This is a genomic window from Sphingomonas sp. Ag1 (assembly GCF_000980895.1).
In the GTDB taxonomy this organism is placed as follows: Bacteria; Pseudomonadota; Alphaproteobacteria; order Sphingomonadales; family Sphingomonadaceae; genus Sphingomonas; species Sphingomonas panaciterrae.
In genome coordinates this window covers 36,322-52,557 of sequence record NZ_LAZX01000086.1, presented here as the reverse complement: position 1 = coordinate 52,557, position 16,236 = coordinate 36,322, and the positions used below count along the sequence as shown (strand labels likewise).

Annotated in this window: 15 protein-coding genes; 7 read left to right on the top strand and 8 right to left on the bottom strand. The window is 66.2% G+C overall.

Annotation, left to right across the window (positions count from 1 at the left end; all coding sequences use genetic code 11):
• Window positions 1-39 precede the first annotated feature (39 nt).
• The 4 genes from XM50_RS06490 to XM50_RS06475 are packed head-to-tail and all read left to right on the top strand — an operon-like array spanning window position 40 to window position 4,193.
• Window positions 40-2,109, top strand: a complete 2,070-nt coding sequence (locus XM50_RS06490; protein WP_046408376.1) for a S9 family peptidase — start codon at window positions 40-42, stop codon at window positions 2,107-2,109.
• A 28-nt stretch (window positions 2,110-2,137) separates the two neighbouring features.
• Window positions 2,138-2,698: a DedA family protein gene (locus tag XM50_RS06485; protein ID WP_046408374.1), complete on the top strand. Its 561-nt coding sequence runs from the start codon at window positions 2,138-2,140 to the stop codon at window positions 2,696-2,698.
• Entirely contained in the window at window positions 2,695-3,096 is a 402-nt protein-coding gene (locus tag XM50_RS06480; protein ID WP_082102809.1) for an acyl-CoA thioesterase, read from the top strand. Before XM50_RS06485 ends, XM50_RS06480 begins: the two co-directional genes overlap by 4 nt.
• Complete coding sequence (locus XM50_RS06475) at window positions 3,093-4,193, top strand: FAD-dependent oxidoreductase (protein WP_231621880.1); 1,101 nt, start codon at window positions 3,093-3,095, stop codon at window positions 4,191-4,193. The genes XM50_RS06480 and XM50_RS06475 overlap by 4 nt, the downstream gene beginning before the upstream one ends.
• 42 nt (window positions 4,194-4,235) lie before the next feature.
• On the opposite strand, the gene XM50_RS06470 is transcribed toward XM50_RS06475, so the two are convergent.
• Complete coding sequence (locus tag XM50_RS06470; RefSeq protein ID WP_046408461.1) at window positions 4,236-4,442, bottom strand: hypothetical protein; 207 nt, start codon at window positions 4,440-4,442, stop codon at window positions 4,236-4,238.
• A gap of 311 nt (window positions 4,443-4,753) precedes the next feature.
• Here XM50_RS06470 and XM50_RS06465 point away from each other — a divergent pair, with 311 nt between their 5' ends.
• Window positions 4,754-6,022, top strand: coding sequence for a dipeptidase (locus tag XM50_RS06465; protein WP_046408371.1), 1,269 nt, complete (start codon window positions 4,754-4,756; stop codon window positions 6,020-6,022).
• A 25-nt stretch (window positions 6,023-6,047) separates the two neighbouring features.
• On the opposite strand, the gene XM50_RS06460 is transcribed toward XM50_RS06465, so the two are convergent.
• The 3 genes from XM50_RS06460 to recQ all read right to left on the bottom strand — a co-directional run bounded on the left by XM50_RS06460 (window position 6,048) and on the right by recQ (window position 8,711).
• Window positions 6,048-6,443 (bottom strand): hypothetical protein, encoded by a 396-nt coding sequence (locus tag XM50_RS06460; protein ID WP_046408369.1) that lies wholly within the window; start codon window positions 6,441-6,443, stop codon window positions 6,048-6,050.
• Window positions 6,440-6,874 carry a TIGR01244 family sulfur transferase gene (locus XM50_RS06455; protein WP_046408368.1) on the bottom strand — a complete coding sequence of 145 codons (435 nt, stop codon included), beginning with the start codon at window positions 6,872-6,874 and terminating at the stop codon, window positions 6,440-6,442. The genes XM50_RS06460 and XM50_RS06455 overlap by 4 nt, the downstream gene beginning before the upstream one ends.
• A 73-nt stretch (window positions 6,875-6,947) precedes the next feature.
• Window positions 6,948-8,711 (bottom strand): DNA helicase RecQ, encoded by a 1,764-nt coding sequence (gene recQ / locus XM50_RS06450; RefSeq protein ID WP_046408366.1) that lies wholly within the window; start codon window positions 8,709-8,711, stop codon window positions 6,948-6,950.
• A gap of 100 nt (window positions 8,712-8,811) precedes the next feature.
• Between recQ and XM50_RS06445 the strand changes: the two genes are divergently transcribed.
• Window positions 8,812-9,084 carry a GNAT family N-acetyltransferase gene (locus XM50_RS06445; protein ID WP_046408459.1) on the top strand — a complete coding sequence of 91 codons (273 nt, stop codon included), beginning with the start codon at window positions 8,812-8,814 and terminating at the stop codon, window positions 9,082-9,084.
• A gap of 32 nt (window positions 9,085-9,116) precedes the next feature.
• Here XM50_RS06445 and XM50_RS06440 read toward each other — a convergent pair whose 3' ends face one another.
• Window positions 9,117-10,940, bottom strand: coding sequence for an ABCB family ABC transporter ATP-binding protein/permease (locus XM50_RS06440; RefSeq protein ID WP_046408364.1), 1,824 nt, complete (start codon window positions 10,938-10,940; stop codon window positions 9,117-9,119).
• Between the two features lie 122 nt (window positions 10,941-11,062).
• The gene (locus tag XM50_RS06435; RefSeq protein ID WP_052742475.1) at window positions 11,063-13,105 is read right to left on the bottom strand and encodes a S9 family peptidase; all 2,043 of its coding nucleotides are present in this window, start codon (window positions 13,103-13,105) and stop codon (window positions 11,063-11,065) included.
• Between the two features lie 113 nt (window positions 13,106-13,218).
• Here XM50_RS06435 and XM50_RS06430 point away from each other — a divergent pair, with 113 nt between their 5' ends.
• Window positions 13,219-13,449, top strand: coding sequence for a hypothetical protein (locus XM50_RS06430; RefSeq protein ID WP_046408456.1), 231 nt, complete (start codon window positions 13,219-13,221; stop codon window positions 13,447-13,449).
• Window positions 13,450-13,540: 91 nt separating this feature from the next.
• On the opposite strand, the gene clpA is transcribed toward XM50_RS06430, so the two are convergent.
• Both clpA and XM50_RS06420 read right to left on the bottom strand, forming a co-directional pair.
• A complete protein-coding gene (gene clpA / locus XM50_RS06425) occupies window positions 13,541-15,859 on the bottom strand; it encodes an ATP-dependent Clp protease ATP-binding subunit ClpA (protein WP_046408362.1) in 2,319 nt (772 codons plus the stop codon).
• 131 nt (window positions 15,860-15,990) lie between these two features.
• A complete protein-coding gene (locus tag XM50_RS06420; RefSeq protein WP_046408360.1) occupies window positions 15,991-16,188 on the bottom strand; it encodes a DUF1192 domain-containing protein in 198 nt (65 codons plus the stop codon).
• Between the last annotated feature and the right edge of the window lie 48 nt (window positions 16,189-16,236).

The following is a 16,236-nucleotide window of genomic DNA, read 5'->3' as shown; positions in this document are numbered from 1 at the left end:
TGGCATCGACTTCGCCCCGATGCGGGTTAAGGAAGCGACATGACGATTTCCCCGCCGATCGCCGCCACTCGTCCGCACTCCTTCACCGCCCACGGGGTCACCATCGAGGATCCCTGGGCGTGGCTGAAGGATGCCAATTATCCTGACGTCAATGACAAGGACGTGCTCGCCTATCTCGAGGCGGAGAACGCCTATTTCGAACAGGCGATGGCGCCGCACCGCCCGCTGGTCGACCGGCTGTACGAAGAGATGAAGGCGCGCATCAAGGAGGATGAATCCTCCGTGCCGCAGAAGGATGGCGACTGGCTGTACTGGACCGCGTTCGAAACGGGCGGGGAGTATCGCAAATGGTGGCGCCGCCCGGTCGGTGCGCCCGACGATGGCAGCGCCGACGAGCTGCTGCTGGATGAAACGGCACTGGCGGCGGGGAAGGAGTATTTCCGGCTGGGCGCGTTCGCCGTGTCGAACGACGGCATGAAGCTGGCCTATGCGATCGACGACAATGGGTCCGAGCGTTTCACCATCCATGTGAAGGATCTGGCCACGGGCGCGCTGCTGCCCGATACGATCCCGGGGATGCTGTCCGACATCGTGTGGACCGCGGATGACAGCGCGTTCCTCTACGGCCTCGCCAACAAGGAGTGGCGGACGGACAATGCGCGGCTTCACCGGCTGGGCAACGATCCGGCCGAGGATGTCGAGCTCTACCACGAGGATGACGAGGGTTATCGCGTCGCCGTGGCGGAGACGAGCGACCGGCGCTGGATCGTGATCGCGACGGGCGACCATGTGACGAGCGAGGTTCGCCTGCTGCCGGCGGACAATCCGCTGGCCGAGCCGATCATGGTCGCGCCGCGCCAGTCGGGGCGGGAATATGACGTCGACACGCATGGCGACACGCTGTTCATCCACACCAATGACGTGGACCCGATGTGGCGCCTGGTCACGGCGCCGATCAGCGCCCCGGGCGAATGGACCGAGTTGATCGGACCGAGCCGCCATTTCTACATGACGGGCGTCGAATGCTATCGCGACTTCTTCGTAGTGGAGGGGCGCGAGGACGGTCTCGATCAGGTGGCGATCCACCGCTACGACGCGCCGACCGTGGCGGAGCGGATCGATTTCCCCGAGGCGAGCTATGCCGCCGGGCTGGGGGACAATCCCGAATACGACCAGACGGTGCTGCGCGTAGGCTATGAATCGATGGTCACGCCGGGGACCGTCTACGATTACGACACCGCGACACGCGGGCTGACCGTGCTGAAGGTGCAGGAGATCCCGTCGGGTTATGAGGCGGGCGAATATAGCACCGAGCGGCTGCACATCACGGCGCGCGATGGCACCGAGGTGCCGGTGTCGATTGTCTATCCGGCCGATTTCCCGCGTGACGGCAGCCGGCCATTGTTCCTTTATGCCTATGGTGCCTACGGCCATGCGATCCCGCCGGGCTTCTCCACCGGGCGGCTGAGCCTGCTCGATCGCGGCTTCGCCTATGCCATCGCGCATATCCGGGGCGGCGACGACCTGGGGCAGCAATGGTACCATGACGGCAAGCTGGCGAAGCGGACCAACACCTTTACCGATTTCGTCGATGTCGCACGCGGCCTGATCGAGCAGAAGTGGACCAGCGAGGGGCGGATCGCGATCGCCGGGCGGTCGGCCGGCGGCGAGCTGATGGGTGCGGTGGTCAATTCCGATCCTGAGCTCTGGGGGGCGGTGATCGCCGACGTGCCGTTCGTCGACGTGCTGAACACGATGATGGACGAAAGCCTGCCACTGACGCCGGGCGAATGGCCCGAATGGGGCAATCCGATCACCGACCCGGCCGCGTTCCAGCTGATCCGCAGCTACAGCCCGTATGACAATGTCCGGGCGCAGGATTATCCGCCGCTGTTCATTTCCGGCGGGCTCAACGATCCGCGCGTGACCTACTGGGAGCCGGCGAAATGGGCCGCCAAGCTGCGCGCGACCAAGACCGACGACAATATCCTGCTGCTCAAGACCAACATGGGCGCGGGGCATGGCGGCAAATCGGGTCGGTTCGAAAGCCTGCGCGAGGCGGCGGAGGAACATGCCTTCGTGCTGTGGCAGCTGGGGGTGGAAGAGTGACCCGCACGGCGCGCGGGGCCGTTCGCACGTGACGTTTGAATCGATCATCGCGCAATGGGGTGCCGTCGCGGTGTTCCTGGGCGCGATGCTCGAAGGTGAGACGGCAGTGCTCGCCGGTGGTCTGCTGTCGCACCAGGGCCTGTTGCACTGGCAGTTAGCCTTTGTCGGGGCGGCGGCGGGCTCCTTCCTGTCGGACCAGTTCTTCTTCGCCGCGGGCCGGCGCTATCGCGACAGTCCGACGGTGCAGCGCTGGACGCAGAAGCGCGCCTTTGCCAAGGCACTGCGCCTGCTGGAACGCTATCCGACCAGTTTCATCTTCGGTTTCCGCTTCCTCTACGGATTTCGAACCGTCAGCCCGATCGCGATCGGGACCAGTCAGGTGCCGGCATCGACCTTCCTGGTGATCAACGCGATCGCCGCGACGGTGTGGGCGAGCCTGTTCACGGCGCTAGGCTATTGGTTTGGCGAGGCGGTGACGGAACTCGCCGGGCGACTGCGGCCCAGTCGCGAAACGCTGCTGATGGGCGTGGCGGTGCTGGGCGGTATATTCGTGCTGTTCCAGATCCTGCGATGGTGGCGAAAGCGATGACCTTTACCAAGACCTTTGTCGCCGATGCGGCCGACATCGACGAGCTGGGCCATGTGAACAATGCGGTGTGGGTGCGCTGGATCCAGGACTTGGCGGTGGCGCATTGGGAGGCGGTCGCGCCGGAGGAGCAGCGCGCGGCGCATGTGTGGGTCGTGACCCGGCACGAGATCGATTATCGCGGCAATCTGGCGGAGGGGCAGCAGGCGACGGGCGAGACATGGGTGCCCGAGCCGCCGCGGGGCGCGCGGTTCAACCGCCATTTCCGTTTCACCAGCGCCGACGGCCGGGCGCTGGTGGAAGGCGTGACCACCTGGGCGCTGCTCGACCGGGCGACCGGGCGGCTGCTGCGGGTACGTGATGAGGTCGCCGCGCCATTTCGAAGCGACGGGCCGGCGTGACGCTGGATCGCCGCGCGGTCCTTGCCGCCGCCCCGCTGATCCTTCCGGCATGTGCCACGACCCGGACGCGCCCGATTGCGGCGCCAGCAGCGGCCTGCCTGGCGCCAGTCCGGGTGGCGCCGGACCGCGTGATCCGCACCATTGCCGGCCTCAGGCCCTATCGTTCGAGTGGGTTTGTGGTCCGCGCCGACACGCTGGGTGATAAGCGCGTGGTGCACAATTACGGCCACGGCGGCGCGGGCATCACCCTGTCCTGGGGCACCTCGCGGCTGGCGGTGGATCTGGGGCTGCCCGGCCATCACGGAGGCGTGGCGGTGATCGGTGCCGGGATCATGGGCCTAACCACCGCGCGGCTGTGCCAGGAAGCCGGCTTTCCGGTGACGCTTTACACCAAGGCGCTGCCGCCCGAGACGACGTCGAACATCGCGGGCGGGCAATGGGAGCCGGCGAGCCATTTCGCCGACGATGCGGTGACGCCCCAATGGCGCGCACAATATGCCCGGGCGCTGGACTATAGCTGGCGCCGGTTCCAGATCATGGTGGGCGAGGATTACGGCATTCGCTGGGTTCCCACCTATCAGCAGACGCGCACCCCGCCGGGGCAGCCACGCGCGCTGGTGCGCTACATGCCCGGCCTGCGCTACCTCGATGCGGCGGAGCATCCCTTTCCCGTCGGCGGCCACGTCATCCGGTTCGACACGATGTATGCCGAGACGGGTCGGTTGCTGCGCAAGCTGGAACAGGATGTGCGGATTGCCGGCGGCCGCATCGTAATTCGCGATTTTGGCACGCCTGCGGACCTGGCGGCATTGCCAGAGCGGTTGATCTTCAATTGCACGGGGCTGGGCGCGGCGGCGCTGTTCGGTGATGCGGAGTTGATCCCCGTGCGCGGGCAGTTGGCTGTCCTGCTGCCGCAGCCCGAGGTGAATTACGCTTTCGGCGGCCGGATGGGATATATGTTCCCGCGCCCGGACGGGATCATCTGCGGTGGCACGTTCGAACATGGGGAAAGTGCGGCGGAGCCGCAGCCGGAGGATATCGACACCATCCTGGCGCGGCACGCGGCGTTCTTCACCGGATTTCGCTGCCGCGCGTGAAGAGCCGGGCAGCCGATGTGCCCGGCACGTAACGCACCCGTCCTAGCTTAGCGAGGCGCCCGGCGGGGTGGTGTTGATGGCGGCCTCTCCGGAAGCCACGATGGCAGCGGCATCATCATTGTACACCTTGTCGAGATAATAGCCGGCCAAAGTGTAATGAGCCTTCACTGCTTCGGGGTTTTCGGTCCGCTGCGCCATTTCGAGCTCCGACTCGGCGCGGCGGTAGTAATATTCCTTGTCGTCGTCCACGAAACTCACTCCATCTCCCGACTTCCGACATAGCCCTTCTGCCGGGAGTGCGAAATCAACCACATTAATAATCAACCGTTAAGCGCATGAAAGCTGCGTCTCTTGTTGCTGAAGCGTAATCTTCTATTACTCTCCGTCTTGTAATTGCAGACAAGGAAACCCCGCCGCGGGCATGCGACGAGGCTGGTTTATCACTTGCACCAATGGCCGCTTTCGCAGACCATCAGGCGGTCCGGTTTTCTCCGGGCCTCACCCCACAACATGCGGGCTGGCGGATGGTTCCTGCACGGCCCGCTACGTCCGGAGATGCCATGTCGCTGATTGCCCTTCTGTTTGTCGCCCAGGCAGCAACAGCTTCCATGCCCTCCACACCGGCCGCGACCAGCGCCGCAACGGCCGAAGTTCCGGCGCGGATCACGCGATTGCTGCAGCGCTATCCGGTGATCGACGGGCACAACGATCTCGCCTGGGAAATCCGCGATCGGCATGACGGCAAGGTCGAGCAGGTCGATCTGATGCGCGATACCTCCACGCTGCCCTATCCCTTGCAGACCGATATCCCGCGGTTGCGGCGCGGCGGCGTGGGCGGGCAATTCTGGTCGGTGTGGATTCCGGCTGCCACCACGGGGCCGCGCGCCGTCGAGATGACGCTGGAGCAGATCGACATCGTACGCCGGGTGGCGGCGGCAAATCCGGACGCCTTTGCACTGGTCACCACCGCGGCCGAGGCGCGGGCGGCGCAGAAGGCGGGGCGGATCGCCTCGATGATCGGGATCGAGGGCGGGCACCAGATCGACGGCCGCCTGTCCGTGCTGCGCCAGATGAAGGAGCTGGGCGTCGGCTATATGACGCTGACGCATGGCAAGAGCCTGAGCTGGGCGGATTCATCGACCGATGCGCCGCGCGCGAACGGGCTGACCGATTTCGGCCGATCGGTGGTGGCGGAGATGAATCGCATCGGGATGATCGTCGACGTCAGCCATGTGTCGGACGCGACGATGGCGGCGGTGCTGGACATCGCCAAGGCGCCGGTGATCGCCTCGCACTCGGGCGCGCGCGCTGTGGCGGACGTGCCGCGTAACATTCCCGACAACCTGCTGGCGCGGATCGGCCAGGCGGGCGGGGTCGTGATGGTCAATGTGTACCCGGCCTTCGTCTCGGAGGAATGGCGCGCGTGGGATCGCAAGCGATCGGACTTCGGCAAGGCGCAGGGTCTGGCGACCGATGTGTACGGGCCCAAGGCGCCGGCGCCGATGGTCGCGTGGGACGCGGCGAACCCGATGCCGCATGTCACTGCCGCCAACGTCGCCGACCATGTCGAGCATATCGCGCGAGTCGCCGGCAAGGGCGCGGTCGGGATCGGCGGCGATTATGACGGGATCGGCGGTACGGCACCGGCGGACATGACCGGGGTGGACGGCTATCCGCGACTGTTCGCGGAACTGGCGCGGCGCGGCTGGACCGACGCGGAGCTTGGCGCGCTGGCGCAGGGCAATGTGCTGCGCGTGATGGAGCGGGTGGAGGCGGTCGCCGCCAGCCAGAAGGCGATAAAGCCGGTCAACGCGACTGCGACCGACTGAGCCTGGAAGGGGACGGAGCCGCCGCCTAGAGGCGCCGCAGCTGCGGCGCGAGGCGGCGGACATCGAGATTGTCGACGCCCAGGATCAGGATCGTGCCGAGGCGCCAGTCGCGCGTCGCCACCCGCAACCCCTCACGCGTGGCCTGAACGTCGCGCCATTCGACCTCTCGGGCGGCAACGCCTTTTCCGCGCACCTTGAGCACCGCGACGCGCCGGCCATCGCCGACGATCAACGCGGCCTGCCCGTCATCGCCAAGCACGGCGGACACCGGCGCGAAGTCGGTGAGGAGCTCTGCCGATGCGGACAACGCCTGCTCGGGTGTGGTCAGCCGCTGCCCGCCCCCACGGTGCAGCAGCCACATGATCAGCGCCCCCAGCCCGGCCAGCGCAGCCCCCGCTGCGCCCGCCACGACCCAGATCATCTGGGTGGCGCGACCGCGTCCATCAGCGGACGAAGGGCGGAGAGATCATAGCCGGCGCCGCGCGCCTGCTGTGTCAGTTCGTCCGGGTCACCGCCGAGGCCAGCCTGCGCCAGCGCCCACAGGTTGCACGACCGGGTGCCCGACCGGCAGTAAGCGAGCACCGGGCCATTGGCGGCGCCGAGCGCGTCGATCATCGCCGTGACCTGCGGCATCGAGAAGCCGGCGTGAGTGACCGGGATGGCGGTATAGGCCAGGCCCTGATCCTCGGCCGCAGCACGGATCGCGTCGCCGGTCGGCTGCCCGTCCTCTTCGCCATCGGGCCGATTGTTGACGATCGCCGCGAAGCCGGCGGCCTTGATCGCCGGAATGTCCTCAGGGGCGATCTGCGGGGCGACCGAGATGCGGTCGTCGATGCGGCGGATATCGAGCATGGCGCCAGCGATAGCGCAGCTTCGCGCACGGGAGAACCAGCGCCGGCGCGTTATCCACGGCTTTTTCAGCGGCTCAATGCTCGCGGATCACGCGCAGGAACGGTTCTCCATAGGCATCGAGCTTTCGCTGTCCCACGCCGGTCAGGCGGCCGAGCGCCGAGAGGCTGGCGGGGCGGGTCGCCGCCATCTCGCGCAGCACCGAATCGTGGAAGATCACATAGGGCGGCACGCCGGCCTCCTGCGCAAGTTCGCGCCGGCAGGTGCGCAATGCCTCGAACAGCGGGTCGTTGACCGGATCGGCCGCCTGATCGCCGCGGCGACGGCGGGCGCGCTTGGGCGGGATGACGAGTTTGAGCGTATCCTCGCCCTTGATCAGCCCGCGCGCGGCGGGGCCGAATTCCAGCCCGCCATGCGGATTGGTGCGCAACGCGTCGCGCAGCAGCAGCGCGCGGCCGACCGGCTTGAGCATGGCCGCCTCCTCGCCGTCGACGATGCTCCACACCGACAGCGCCTCATGCCCGTTCATCAGGCTGCGTTCGGAGGATTTACCGGTCAGCACTTCCTCGACATAGGTCGCGCCATAGCTTTGGCCGGTGCGGAAGACGGCGGAGAGATATTTGCGCGCGGTTTCCGTCGCGTCGATCGCATTGGGGGGCGACAGGCAATTGTCGCAATTGCCGCAGGTCGCCGGCGGGCTCTCCCCGAAATGGGCGAGAAGGATGCGACGGCGACAACCGGCGGTTTCGGCGAGGGCGCCGAGCGCGTTGAGCCGCTGGCGTTCCCCCGGCTGGCGCTGCGGCTCGACCTCCGCGATGCGCTGTCGCGCGCGGGCGAAATCCTCCGCGCCCCAGAACAGGTGCGCGACCGCCGGATCGCCATCGCGACCGGCGCGGCCGGTTTCCTGATAATAAGCCTCGATCGACTTGGGCAGGCCGGCGTGCGCGACGAAGCGGACGTCGGGCTTGTCGATCCCCATGCCGAAGGCGACGGTGGCGACGATCACCATGTCCTCGCTCGCGACGAAGGCAGCCTGGTTGCGGCGGCGAATCTCGGGATCAAGCCCGGCGTGATAGGCGCGCACCGGGCGGCCGGTCGCCTCGCGCAGCGTGGCGGCGAGCTTCTCGGTACCGGCGCGGGTCTGGGCATAGACGATGCCGGGGCCCGGCGTGTCGCGGATGACGTCGGCGATCTGGCGCGTCGTATTGTCGCGCGGCGAGATCGAATAGCGGATGTTGGGCCGGTCGAAACCGGCGACGATCATCCCCTCTGTCGGAATGCCGAGCTGATCGAGGATGTCGGCGCGGGTATGTTCGTCCGCCGTCGCAGTGAGCGCGAGACGCGGCACATCGGGGAAGCGATCGAGCAGCGGGCGTAGCAGGCGATAATCGGGGCGGAAGTCATGGCCCCATTCGCTGACGCAATGCGCCTCGTCGATCGCGAACAAGGCGACCCGGCCGCGTTCGAGCAGGTCGCGGAAATCGGCCGTCGAGGCGCGTTCGGGCGCGATGTAGAGGAGGTCGAGATCGCCATCGAGGAAACGGCCGCGCGTCTCCGCCTTGTTCTCATCGACGCTGGTGAGGGTGGCGGCGCGGATGCCCACCGCCTCGGCCGCGCGCAGCTGATCGTGCATCAGCGCGATGAGCGGGGAGACGACGATGCAGGTGCCGTCGAGCATGGTGGCGGGCAGCTGATAGGTCAGCGACTTGCCGGCACCGGTTGGCATGACGGCAAGCGTCGATTGCCCCGCCAGCACGCGATCGACCACGTGGCGCTGAACACCGCGGAAATCGGGGAAACCAAACAGCTTCTGGAGGACGGAAACGGGGTCGGCGGCCATTCGCCGTGGCTCTACGCGTGCCGGGCGGGGGCGGCAACCGCGATGGCGTCGCTTGATCCGCAGCAGTTTACCCCGCGGCGCGACGCATTACATGCGGGGCATGAACAAGGTCCGCGACAATCGTGCCGAACAGGAATTCGAACTGGACGTCGGCGGTCATCGCGCGCTGGCCGCCTATCAGCGCGAGGGCGAGCGGATCGTCTTTACCCATACGCACGTCCCGGCAGAGATCGAGGGGCGGGGCGTTGCATCCAAGCTGATCCGCGCCGCGCTGGACAGCGCGCGCGACCAGGGGCTGAAGGTGGTGCCGCAATGCACGTTCGTGGCGGCATTCATCCGCCGGCATCCCGAATATCGCGATCTGGTCGCCTGATCGGGCGCGCCCGACAACAGATCAATAGTAGATCAGTCGGCGGTTTCGACCTCCGCCGCCTGCCGCTCGCTCGCCTGACGCGCCCATAGTTCGGCATAGGTGCCGCCGGCGCGGAGCAATTCGTCATGCGTGCCCTGTTCGGTCACACGGCCGGCCTCAAGCACGACGATCTTGTCGGCGTGGACGACAGTCGAAAGGCGGTGGGCGATGACGATGGTGGTGCGACCACGCTCGATCGCCTCCAGCGTCGCCATGATGTCCGCTTCCGTCCGGCTGTCGAGTGCCGAGGTCGCCTCGTCGAGGATCAGGACCGGCGGGTTCTTGAGCAGGGTGCGGGCGATCGCCACGCGCTGCTTTTCGCCACCCGAAAGCTTCAGCCCACGCTCGCCGACGCGCGTGTCATAGCCGCCGGGCTGCGCCTCGATGAAGCCGGCGATCGCCGCCCCGCGCGCGGCGGCGCGGATATCGGCGTCGTCGGCGCCTTCACGGCCGTAGGCGATGTTGTAGCCGATCGTGTCGTTGAACAGCACCGTATCCTGCGGCACGATGCCGATCGCGCTGCGCAGGCTGGCCTGGGTGACCGTGGCGATATCCTGCCCGTCGATGGTGATGCGGCCGCCGGTCAGATCGTAGAAGCGATACAGCAGCCGCGCGAGCGTCGACTTGCCGGCGCCGGACGGGCCGACGACCGCAACGGTGCTGCCGGCCGGAATGTCGAGCGTGATGCCCTTCAGGATATCGCGCCCGGGCTCATAGCCGAAGCGGACATCCTCGAAGCGCAGATGCCCCGGGCCGACGCGGAGCGGGCGGGCGCCAGGGGGATCGACCACCTCCGACGGGGTGTCGACCAGATCGAACATCGCGCCCATGTCGATCACGCCCTGGCGGATCGTTCGATAGACCATGCCGAGGAGGTCGAGCGGGCGGAACAGCTGCGACAGCAGCGTCGAGACGAGCACCACGTCGCCGGCGGAGAAGCGGCCGTCAGACCAGCCCCATACGACAAAGGCCATGCCAGCGCCGAGCATCAGATTGGTGATCGCGGCCTGGCCGATATTGAGCCAGGCGAGGCTGTTCTCGGACTTTACCGCGGCGGTGGCATAGGCCTGCATCGCGGCATCGTAGCGCCGGGCCTCTCGATCCTCGGCGCCGAAATACTTCACCGTTTCGAAGTTCAGCAGCGAATCGACCGCATGGGCGACCGCGCCAGTGTCGAGATCGTTCATCCGCTGGCGCAGGCTGGCGCGCCAGTCGGTCACCTTTCGGGTGAACCAGATGTAGACGACCACCATCACCAGGGTGCCGGCAACGAGCGGCCAGCCGAACTTCACCCAGAAGATGCCGAGCACCAGCGTCAGTTCAAGGATGGTGGGCGCGATGTTGAACAGGAGGAAGTAGAGCATCGTATCGATGCTCTTGGTGCCGCGTTCGACGACCTTGGTGACCGCGCCGGTGCGCCGTTCGAGATGGAAGCGAAGCGACAGATCATGGAGGTGGCGGAACACCTGGCTGGCGAGGCGGCGTGTCGCCTCCTGCCCGACACGTTCGAACACCGTGTTGCGCAGATTGTCGAACAGCGTGGTGCCGAACCGCGCCGCGGCGTACCCCACGACGAGCAGCACCACGAGCATCGCCGGCGAGCGGGGCAGCGTGGCCATGCCGTCCACCGCGCCCTGAAGCGCGAAGGGCGCGCCATAGACCTGGACCAGTTTCGACATGAGGACCAGCAGCATCGCGCCGGCGACGCGCAGCTTCATGCCCGGCGCGTCGGATGGCCAGAGATAGGGGAGGAAGCGGCGCAGCGTCGGGCCGAGCGGACGCTCGGCGCTGTTCCCGGTCGGGTCGAGGGGTGGCATTGTTGCTTATGTCGGGGCACGGAGCGGCGCGTGCAATGGGGTGGCGCGCGGTTGATGCGCAGGAGCCGTCACCCCGCGACGATGCGGGGTGACGGCGCTGACGCTACGCTGACCCGGGCGCGTTACCTTGCGGCGGATCGGGTGGAGCCAAGACCCTTCACATGATTGGCACCATGGCGGATTTCCGCGGTGGAGCCCTGCAGCGCGTCGCCGATCGGCTCGGCACGGCCGCCGAGGCAGGGGGCGAGGAAATTTTCTGTCACCGCGTTGAACGCGATGTTGTTCACCGGCCGGGCAAAGCCATGGCCCTCGTCCGGGAAGACGACATAGGTGACGGGGATGTTCTTCGCCTTCATTGCATCGACGATCTGATCGCTTTCGCGCACGTTGACGCGCGGATCGTTGGCGCCCTGGCCGATCAGCAGCGGCTTCTTGATCTTGTCCGCGGCGAAGAGCGGCGAGCGTTCCTTGAGGATTGCCTGACCCTCCGGCGTCGTCGGATCGCCCATGCGGCGATACATCTGCTGCTTACCCGCCTCCCAATAGGCCGGGATCGAGGCGAGCAGGGTGTTGAGGTTCGACGGGCCGACGATGTCGACGCCGCACGCGAAGGTATCGGGCGTGAAGGCGAGGCCGGCGAGCGTCGCATAGCCGCCGTAGGAGCCGCCCATGATCGCGACCTTGTCCTTGGTCGTCACGCCCTCGCGCACAGCCCAGTCGACCGCGTCGAGCAGGTCGTCGTGCATCTTCTTGCCCCATTCCATGTTCCCGGCGGCAAGGAACTTCTTGCCGAAGCCGGTGGAGGCGCGGAAATTGACCGAGAGCACCGCATAGCCGCGGTTCGCGAGCCACTGGTGATAGCTGTTATAGCCATAGCCATCGCGGCCCCACGGCCCGCCATGGACGAACAGCACCATCGGGACGGGCTTGTCAGCCTTGCCATCGCCGTTCGCGTCGACGCCCTTGGGCAGCGTCAGGTACGAGACGAGATCGAGCCCGTCGCGCGATTTGATCACCGTGGGGATCATCGGCACGAGCGGGGCGCCGACCAGCGCCGGACGCGAGACATAGAGCTGCTTCAGGGTCTTTGCGTTGCGATCATAGACCCAGGTGGAGGCGGGGGCGGACACCGGATCGAAGGCGACGAGCCATTTGTCGTCGGCATCAGTGCGGCTGGTGATCGTGAACTCACCCTTGTTCTGCGCCTTGAGGAAGGCGAGATCGGCCTTCACCGCATCGCCGACGGGCACATATTCGTTCTTGAGATAATCCGCGCGATAAGCCTCGATCACGCCGGTTTTAGGATTGAACAGGGCGTCGGCGAGATCGACGCGGGGGTCCTCGGCGATCAGCGTCATCTTGCCGCTGGTATCCTGTGCCATGAGCGCACCGGTGTTACGATCACGCGAGTCCGCCCAGTAGATCGTCTTGCCATCGGTGGTGAAGCCGATCGCACCGGTCGTCGCGCTATCGTCGAGGCCATAAGAGAGGATCGGGGTGGCTTCTGCCTTGCCGTCCACGATCCTGAACCAGTCGTCGCCGCCATCGGCGCGCGGGCGAGAGCCGATGCGGATGTTTAGCTGATCGTCGGCCATGAAGCCGGCATAGCCATCATTCTGCATCACCAGCGTCAGCTTGCCGGTCTTGAGGTCGAGGCTGTGGACATCGTGCCAGCGGGGATCGCGATTGTTGAGGCCGATGAGGACGCGGTCCTTGATCGTCCTGCTTTGGCCGTACGGGATCACGCGAACCTTCTCGAACGGCGTGTAATCGCGCGCCTCGCCGCCCACGACGGGAACGCCATAGAGCCGGAAATTCTCGTCACCGCCCTTGTCGTTGACGAACAGCACCTGGCTCGAATCCGGTGCCCAGAAGGTCTGGCGGATCGGGCGGGTCTTCTCCGCGGTCAGCGGCTTGGCCGCGGCGGGATTGTCAGCCGGGGCGACCCAGACGTTGAGCACGCCATCGCGCGGGGCGATGAAGCTGATCCACCGGCCGTCGGGCGACAGCTGACCGCCGGTCTTCTCCGGATTGCCGAACAATTTGGTGCGCTCAATCAGCGGCGCCGCCACCTGCGTCCGGGTGGCTGATGGTCCCGCGGCGACAGCCGCCGCCGCCAGTGCGATGCCTGTTGCCCCCAACAGCAATTTTGTCGCGATACGCATGTTGATTCTCCCCCTGAGCTATTGGCCGACTGTGTCATGCGCATAGGACACCGGCAAGCGCAAACGGAACAGTTTGAAGGCCTTGCGGGTTTCAGCAGGGAGTGGAGGCGATGATGCAACCGATCTTTTTCGTACTGGCGATCATGGGCTGCGGGGACGATCAGTCCGGCTGCGCAGAGGCGCGGATCGACCCGGTTCGCTATTCCACCGTGCAACAGTGCCAGGCCGCGGCGCCGGCGGCGCTGGCGCGCAATACGGACCTGATGTTCCCGGTGATCAGCGCGGCGTGCCGCGCGAGCGGACCCCGGTGGGTTGCCAAGGACAAGGGGCAGCCGAAGGGCTGATTGCGCCGTTAGGGCGCCTAGCGCCCGGTCAGTTCTGCGAAATAGATGGAATCAGAAAGGGCGCCGGTCGATCGACCGGCGCCCTTCTGGTTTATTCGACGGCGACCTTGGCCTTGCCGCCCTTGCGCTTCGGCTTCTTGGGCGCCGCGCCGACGATCTCGAACGTCAGCGCATTGTCCTTCAGCTTCACCACGACCTCGCCGCCATGGACGAGCTTGCCGAACAGCAGCTCCTCGGCCAGCGGCTGCTTGATCTTCTCCTGGATCAGGCGGCCCATCGGGCGCGCGCCATAGAGCTTGTCATAGCCCTTGGTGGTGAGCCACTGGCGCGCCTCGTCGTCGAGCTTGATGTGGACGTCGCGATCCGCCAGCTGGAGTTCCAGCTGAAGGATGAACTTGTCCACCACGCGCGCGACCACTTCGGTCGGCAGGTAGCTGAACGGCACGATGGCATCGAGGCGGTTGCGGAATTCCGGCGTGAACAGCCGCTGCACGGCCTGCTCGTCCTCACCCTCGCGGGAAAGATTGCCGAAGCCCAGCGTCTCGCGTGCCATGTCGGACGCGCCCGCATTGGTCGTCATGATCAGGATGACGTTGCGGAAATCGACCGTCTTGCCGTGCTGGTCGGTCAGGCGGCCGTTGTCCATCACCTGAAGCAGGATGTTGAACAGGTCCGGATGCGCCTTCTCGATCTCGTCGAGCAGCAGCACGCAATGTGGGTTCTGATCAACCGCGTCGGTCAGCAAGCCGCCCTGGTCGAACCCGACATAGCCCGGAGGCGCACCGATCAGCCGCGAAACCGAGTGGCGCTCCATATATTCGGACATGTCGAACCGCTGCAGCGGGATGCCCATGATCGTCGCCAGCTGCTTGGCAACCTCCGTTTTGCCGACGCCGGTGGGGCCGGTGAAGAGGTAATTGCCGATCGGCTTCTCCGGATCGCGCAGACCCGCGCGTGACAGCTTGATCGCGCTCGCGAGGTTCTCGATCGCCTTGTTCTGGCCGAACACCACGCGCTTCAGGTCCGTCTCGAGCGTCTCGAGCACCTTCTTGTCGTCCGTCGATACGCTCTTCGGCGGGATGCGGGCCATCGTCGCGATGACGGCCTCGATCTCCTTGGGCGTGATCGTCTTCTTCCGCTTCGACGGCGCCACCAGCATCTGCATCGCGCCCACCTCGTCGATCACGTCGATAGCCTTGTCGGGCAGCTTGCGGTCGTTGATGTAACGCGCCGACAGTTCCACGGCCGACTTGATCGCGTCGGGCGTGTATTTGACGTCATGATGGCTCTCGAACGCCGAGCGCAGGCCGGCGAGGATCTTGATCGTATCCTCGATCGTCGGCTCGTTCACGTCGATCTTCTGGAACCGGCGCAGCAGCGCGCGATCCTTTTCGAAGTGGTTGCGGAACTCCTTGTACGTCGTGGAGCCGATGCAGCGGATCGTGCCGCCCGACAGCGCCGGCTTCAGCAGGTTCGACGCATCCATCGCGCCGCCGCTGGTCGCGCCGGCACCGATCACGGTGTGGATCTCGTCGATGAAGAGCACCGCATGCGGCATCTTCTCGAGCTCATTGACGACCTGCTTCAGCCGTTCCTCGAAATCGCCGCGATAGCGCGTGCCGGCGAGCAGCGCGCCCATGTCGAGCGAATAGATGACGGCGGGCTTCAGCACGTCGGGCACGTCGCCCTCGACAATCTTGCGCGCGAGGCCTTCCGCAATGGCCGTCTTGCCAACGCCCGGATCGCCCACATAGAGCGGGTTGTTCTTCGACCGGCGGCACAGGATCTGCACCGTGCGATCGACCTCCGGGCCGCGACCGATCAGCGGATCGACCTTGCCGTTACGCGCCTTTTCATTGAGGTCGACGGTGAACTGCTTGAGCGCGCTTTCACCCTTGCCGGCCTTCTCGGCTGGCTTCTTCTCTTCCTTGTCCTCGGCTCCCTTGGGCGTCGCGGCTTCCGGCGCGGACACGCCCTTGCCGACGCCGTGGCTGATGTAGCTGACGGCATCGAGGCGGCTCATGTCCTGCTGTTGCAGGAAATAAACGGCATAGCTTTCGCGTTCGGAGAACAAGGCGACCAGCACGTTCGCGCCGGTTACTTCATCGCGACCGGAGGACTGGACGTGCAGGATCGCGCGCTGCACGACGCGCTGGAACCCGCTGGTGGGGGAGGGATCGGTCTGCTGGTCAACCTTCAGCGCGCCCAGCTCGGTATCGAGATAGTGCGCGACGGTGGTCTTGAGTTCGCCAAGGTCGACGCCGCACGCGGTCATCACCTGGCTGGCATGCTCGTCATCGACGAGCGCGAACAGCAGGTGCTCGAGCGTGGCATATTCATGGCGCCGGGACGACGCGGCCTCGAGTGCCTTGTGCAGCGTGGTCTCGAGAGCGCTGGCAAAGGATGGCATTCAGGATACTCCAACCGGGCAGCAGGCAGGCGCCTGGCCCTTTCTCACCATGTCGTGATTGCGGCGGCCGTCATCAAGAAGCGCAGCCAGGGACCGGCAGGTGGCGTGGCGCCGGGCGGGTGCCCGCCCGGTCATCGCTTGAACAAGGCGTCCGCAGAGGCGCGCGTGTTCGACGCCAGTTCGATCTTGCGCCGGCTGCGGGCGATTTCGCCCTCCAGCGCCGTGATTCGCGCCTCCAGCTCGGCAACCGAGAGGCGATCGAGATCCTCGCGCACCAGGGCGGTCAGCGGATCGTCGGGCCGGGACCCGAGGATATCATCCAGATCCATAGCCCCCATCGTTGACCGCTGCGGGTGCGAAGTCAATAAGGCGCGCAA

What these genes read in the sequence shown, in the direction of transcription:
- XM50_RS06480 (WP_082102809.1), top strand. Translation starts at nt 2,695, where the DNA reads ATGACCTTTACCAAGACCTTTGTCGCCGATGCGGCCGACATCGACGAG.
- XM50_RS06490 (WP_046408376.1), top strand. Translation starts at nt 40, where the DNA reads ATGACGATTTCCCCGCCGATCGCCGCCACTCGTCCGCACTCCTTCACC.
- XM50_RS06455 (WP_046408368.1), bottom strand. Translation starts at nt 6,874, where the DNA reads ATGCTCGATATCCGCCGCATCGACGACCGCATCTCGGTCGCCCCGCAG.
- XM50_RS06440 (WP_046408364.1), bottom strand. Translation starts at nt 10,940, where the DNA reads ATGCCACCCCTCGACCCGACCGGGAACAGCGCCGAGCGTCCGCTCGGC.
- XM50_RS06465 (WP_046408371.1), top strand. Translation starts at nt 4,754, where the DNA reads ATGTCGCTGATTGCCCTTCTGTTTGTCGCCCAGGCAGCAACAGCTTCC.
- XM50_RS06435 (WP_052742475.1), bottom strand. Translation starts at nt 13,105, where the DNA reads ATGCGTATCGCGACAAAATTGCTGTTGGGGGCAACAGGCATCGCACTG.
- XM50_RS06420 (WP_046408360.1), bottom strand. Translation starts at nt 16,188, where the DNA reads ATGGATCTGGATGATATCCTCGGGTCCCGGCCCGACGATCCGCTGACC.
- clpA (WP_046408362.1), bottom strand. Translation starts at nt 15,859, where the DNA reads ATGCCATCCTTTGCCAGCGCTCTCGAGACCACGCTGCACAAGGCACTC.
- XM50_RS06445 (WP_046408459.1), top strand. Translation starts at nt 8,812, where the DNA reads ATGAACAAGGTCCGCGACAATCGTGCCGAACAGGAATTCGAACTGGAC.
- XM50_RS06430 (WP_046408456.1), top strand. Translation starts at nt 13,219, where the DNA reads ATGCAACCGATCTTTTTCGTACTGGCGATCATGGGCTGCGGGGACGAT.
- recQ (WP_046408366.1), bottom strand. Translation starts at nt 8,711, where the DNA reads ATGGCCGCCGACCCCGTTTCCGTCCTCCAGAAGCTGTTTGGTTTCCCC.
- XM50_RS06460 (WP_046408369.1), bottom strand. Translation starts at nt 6,443, where the DNA reads ATGATCTGGGTCGTGGCGGGCGCAGCGGGGGCTGCGCTGGCCGGGCTG.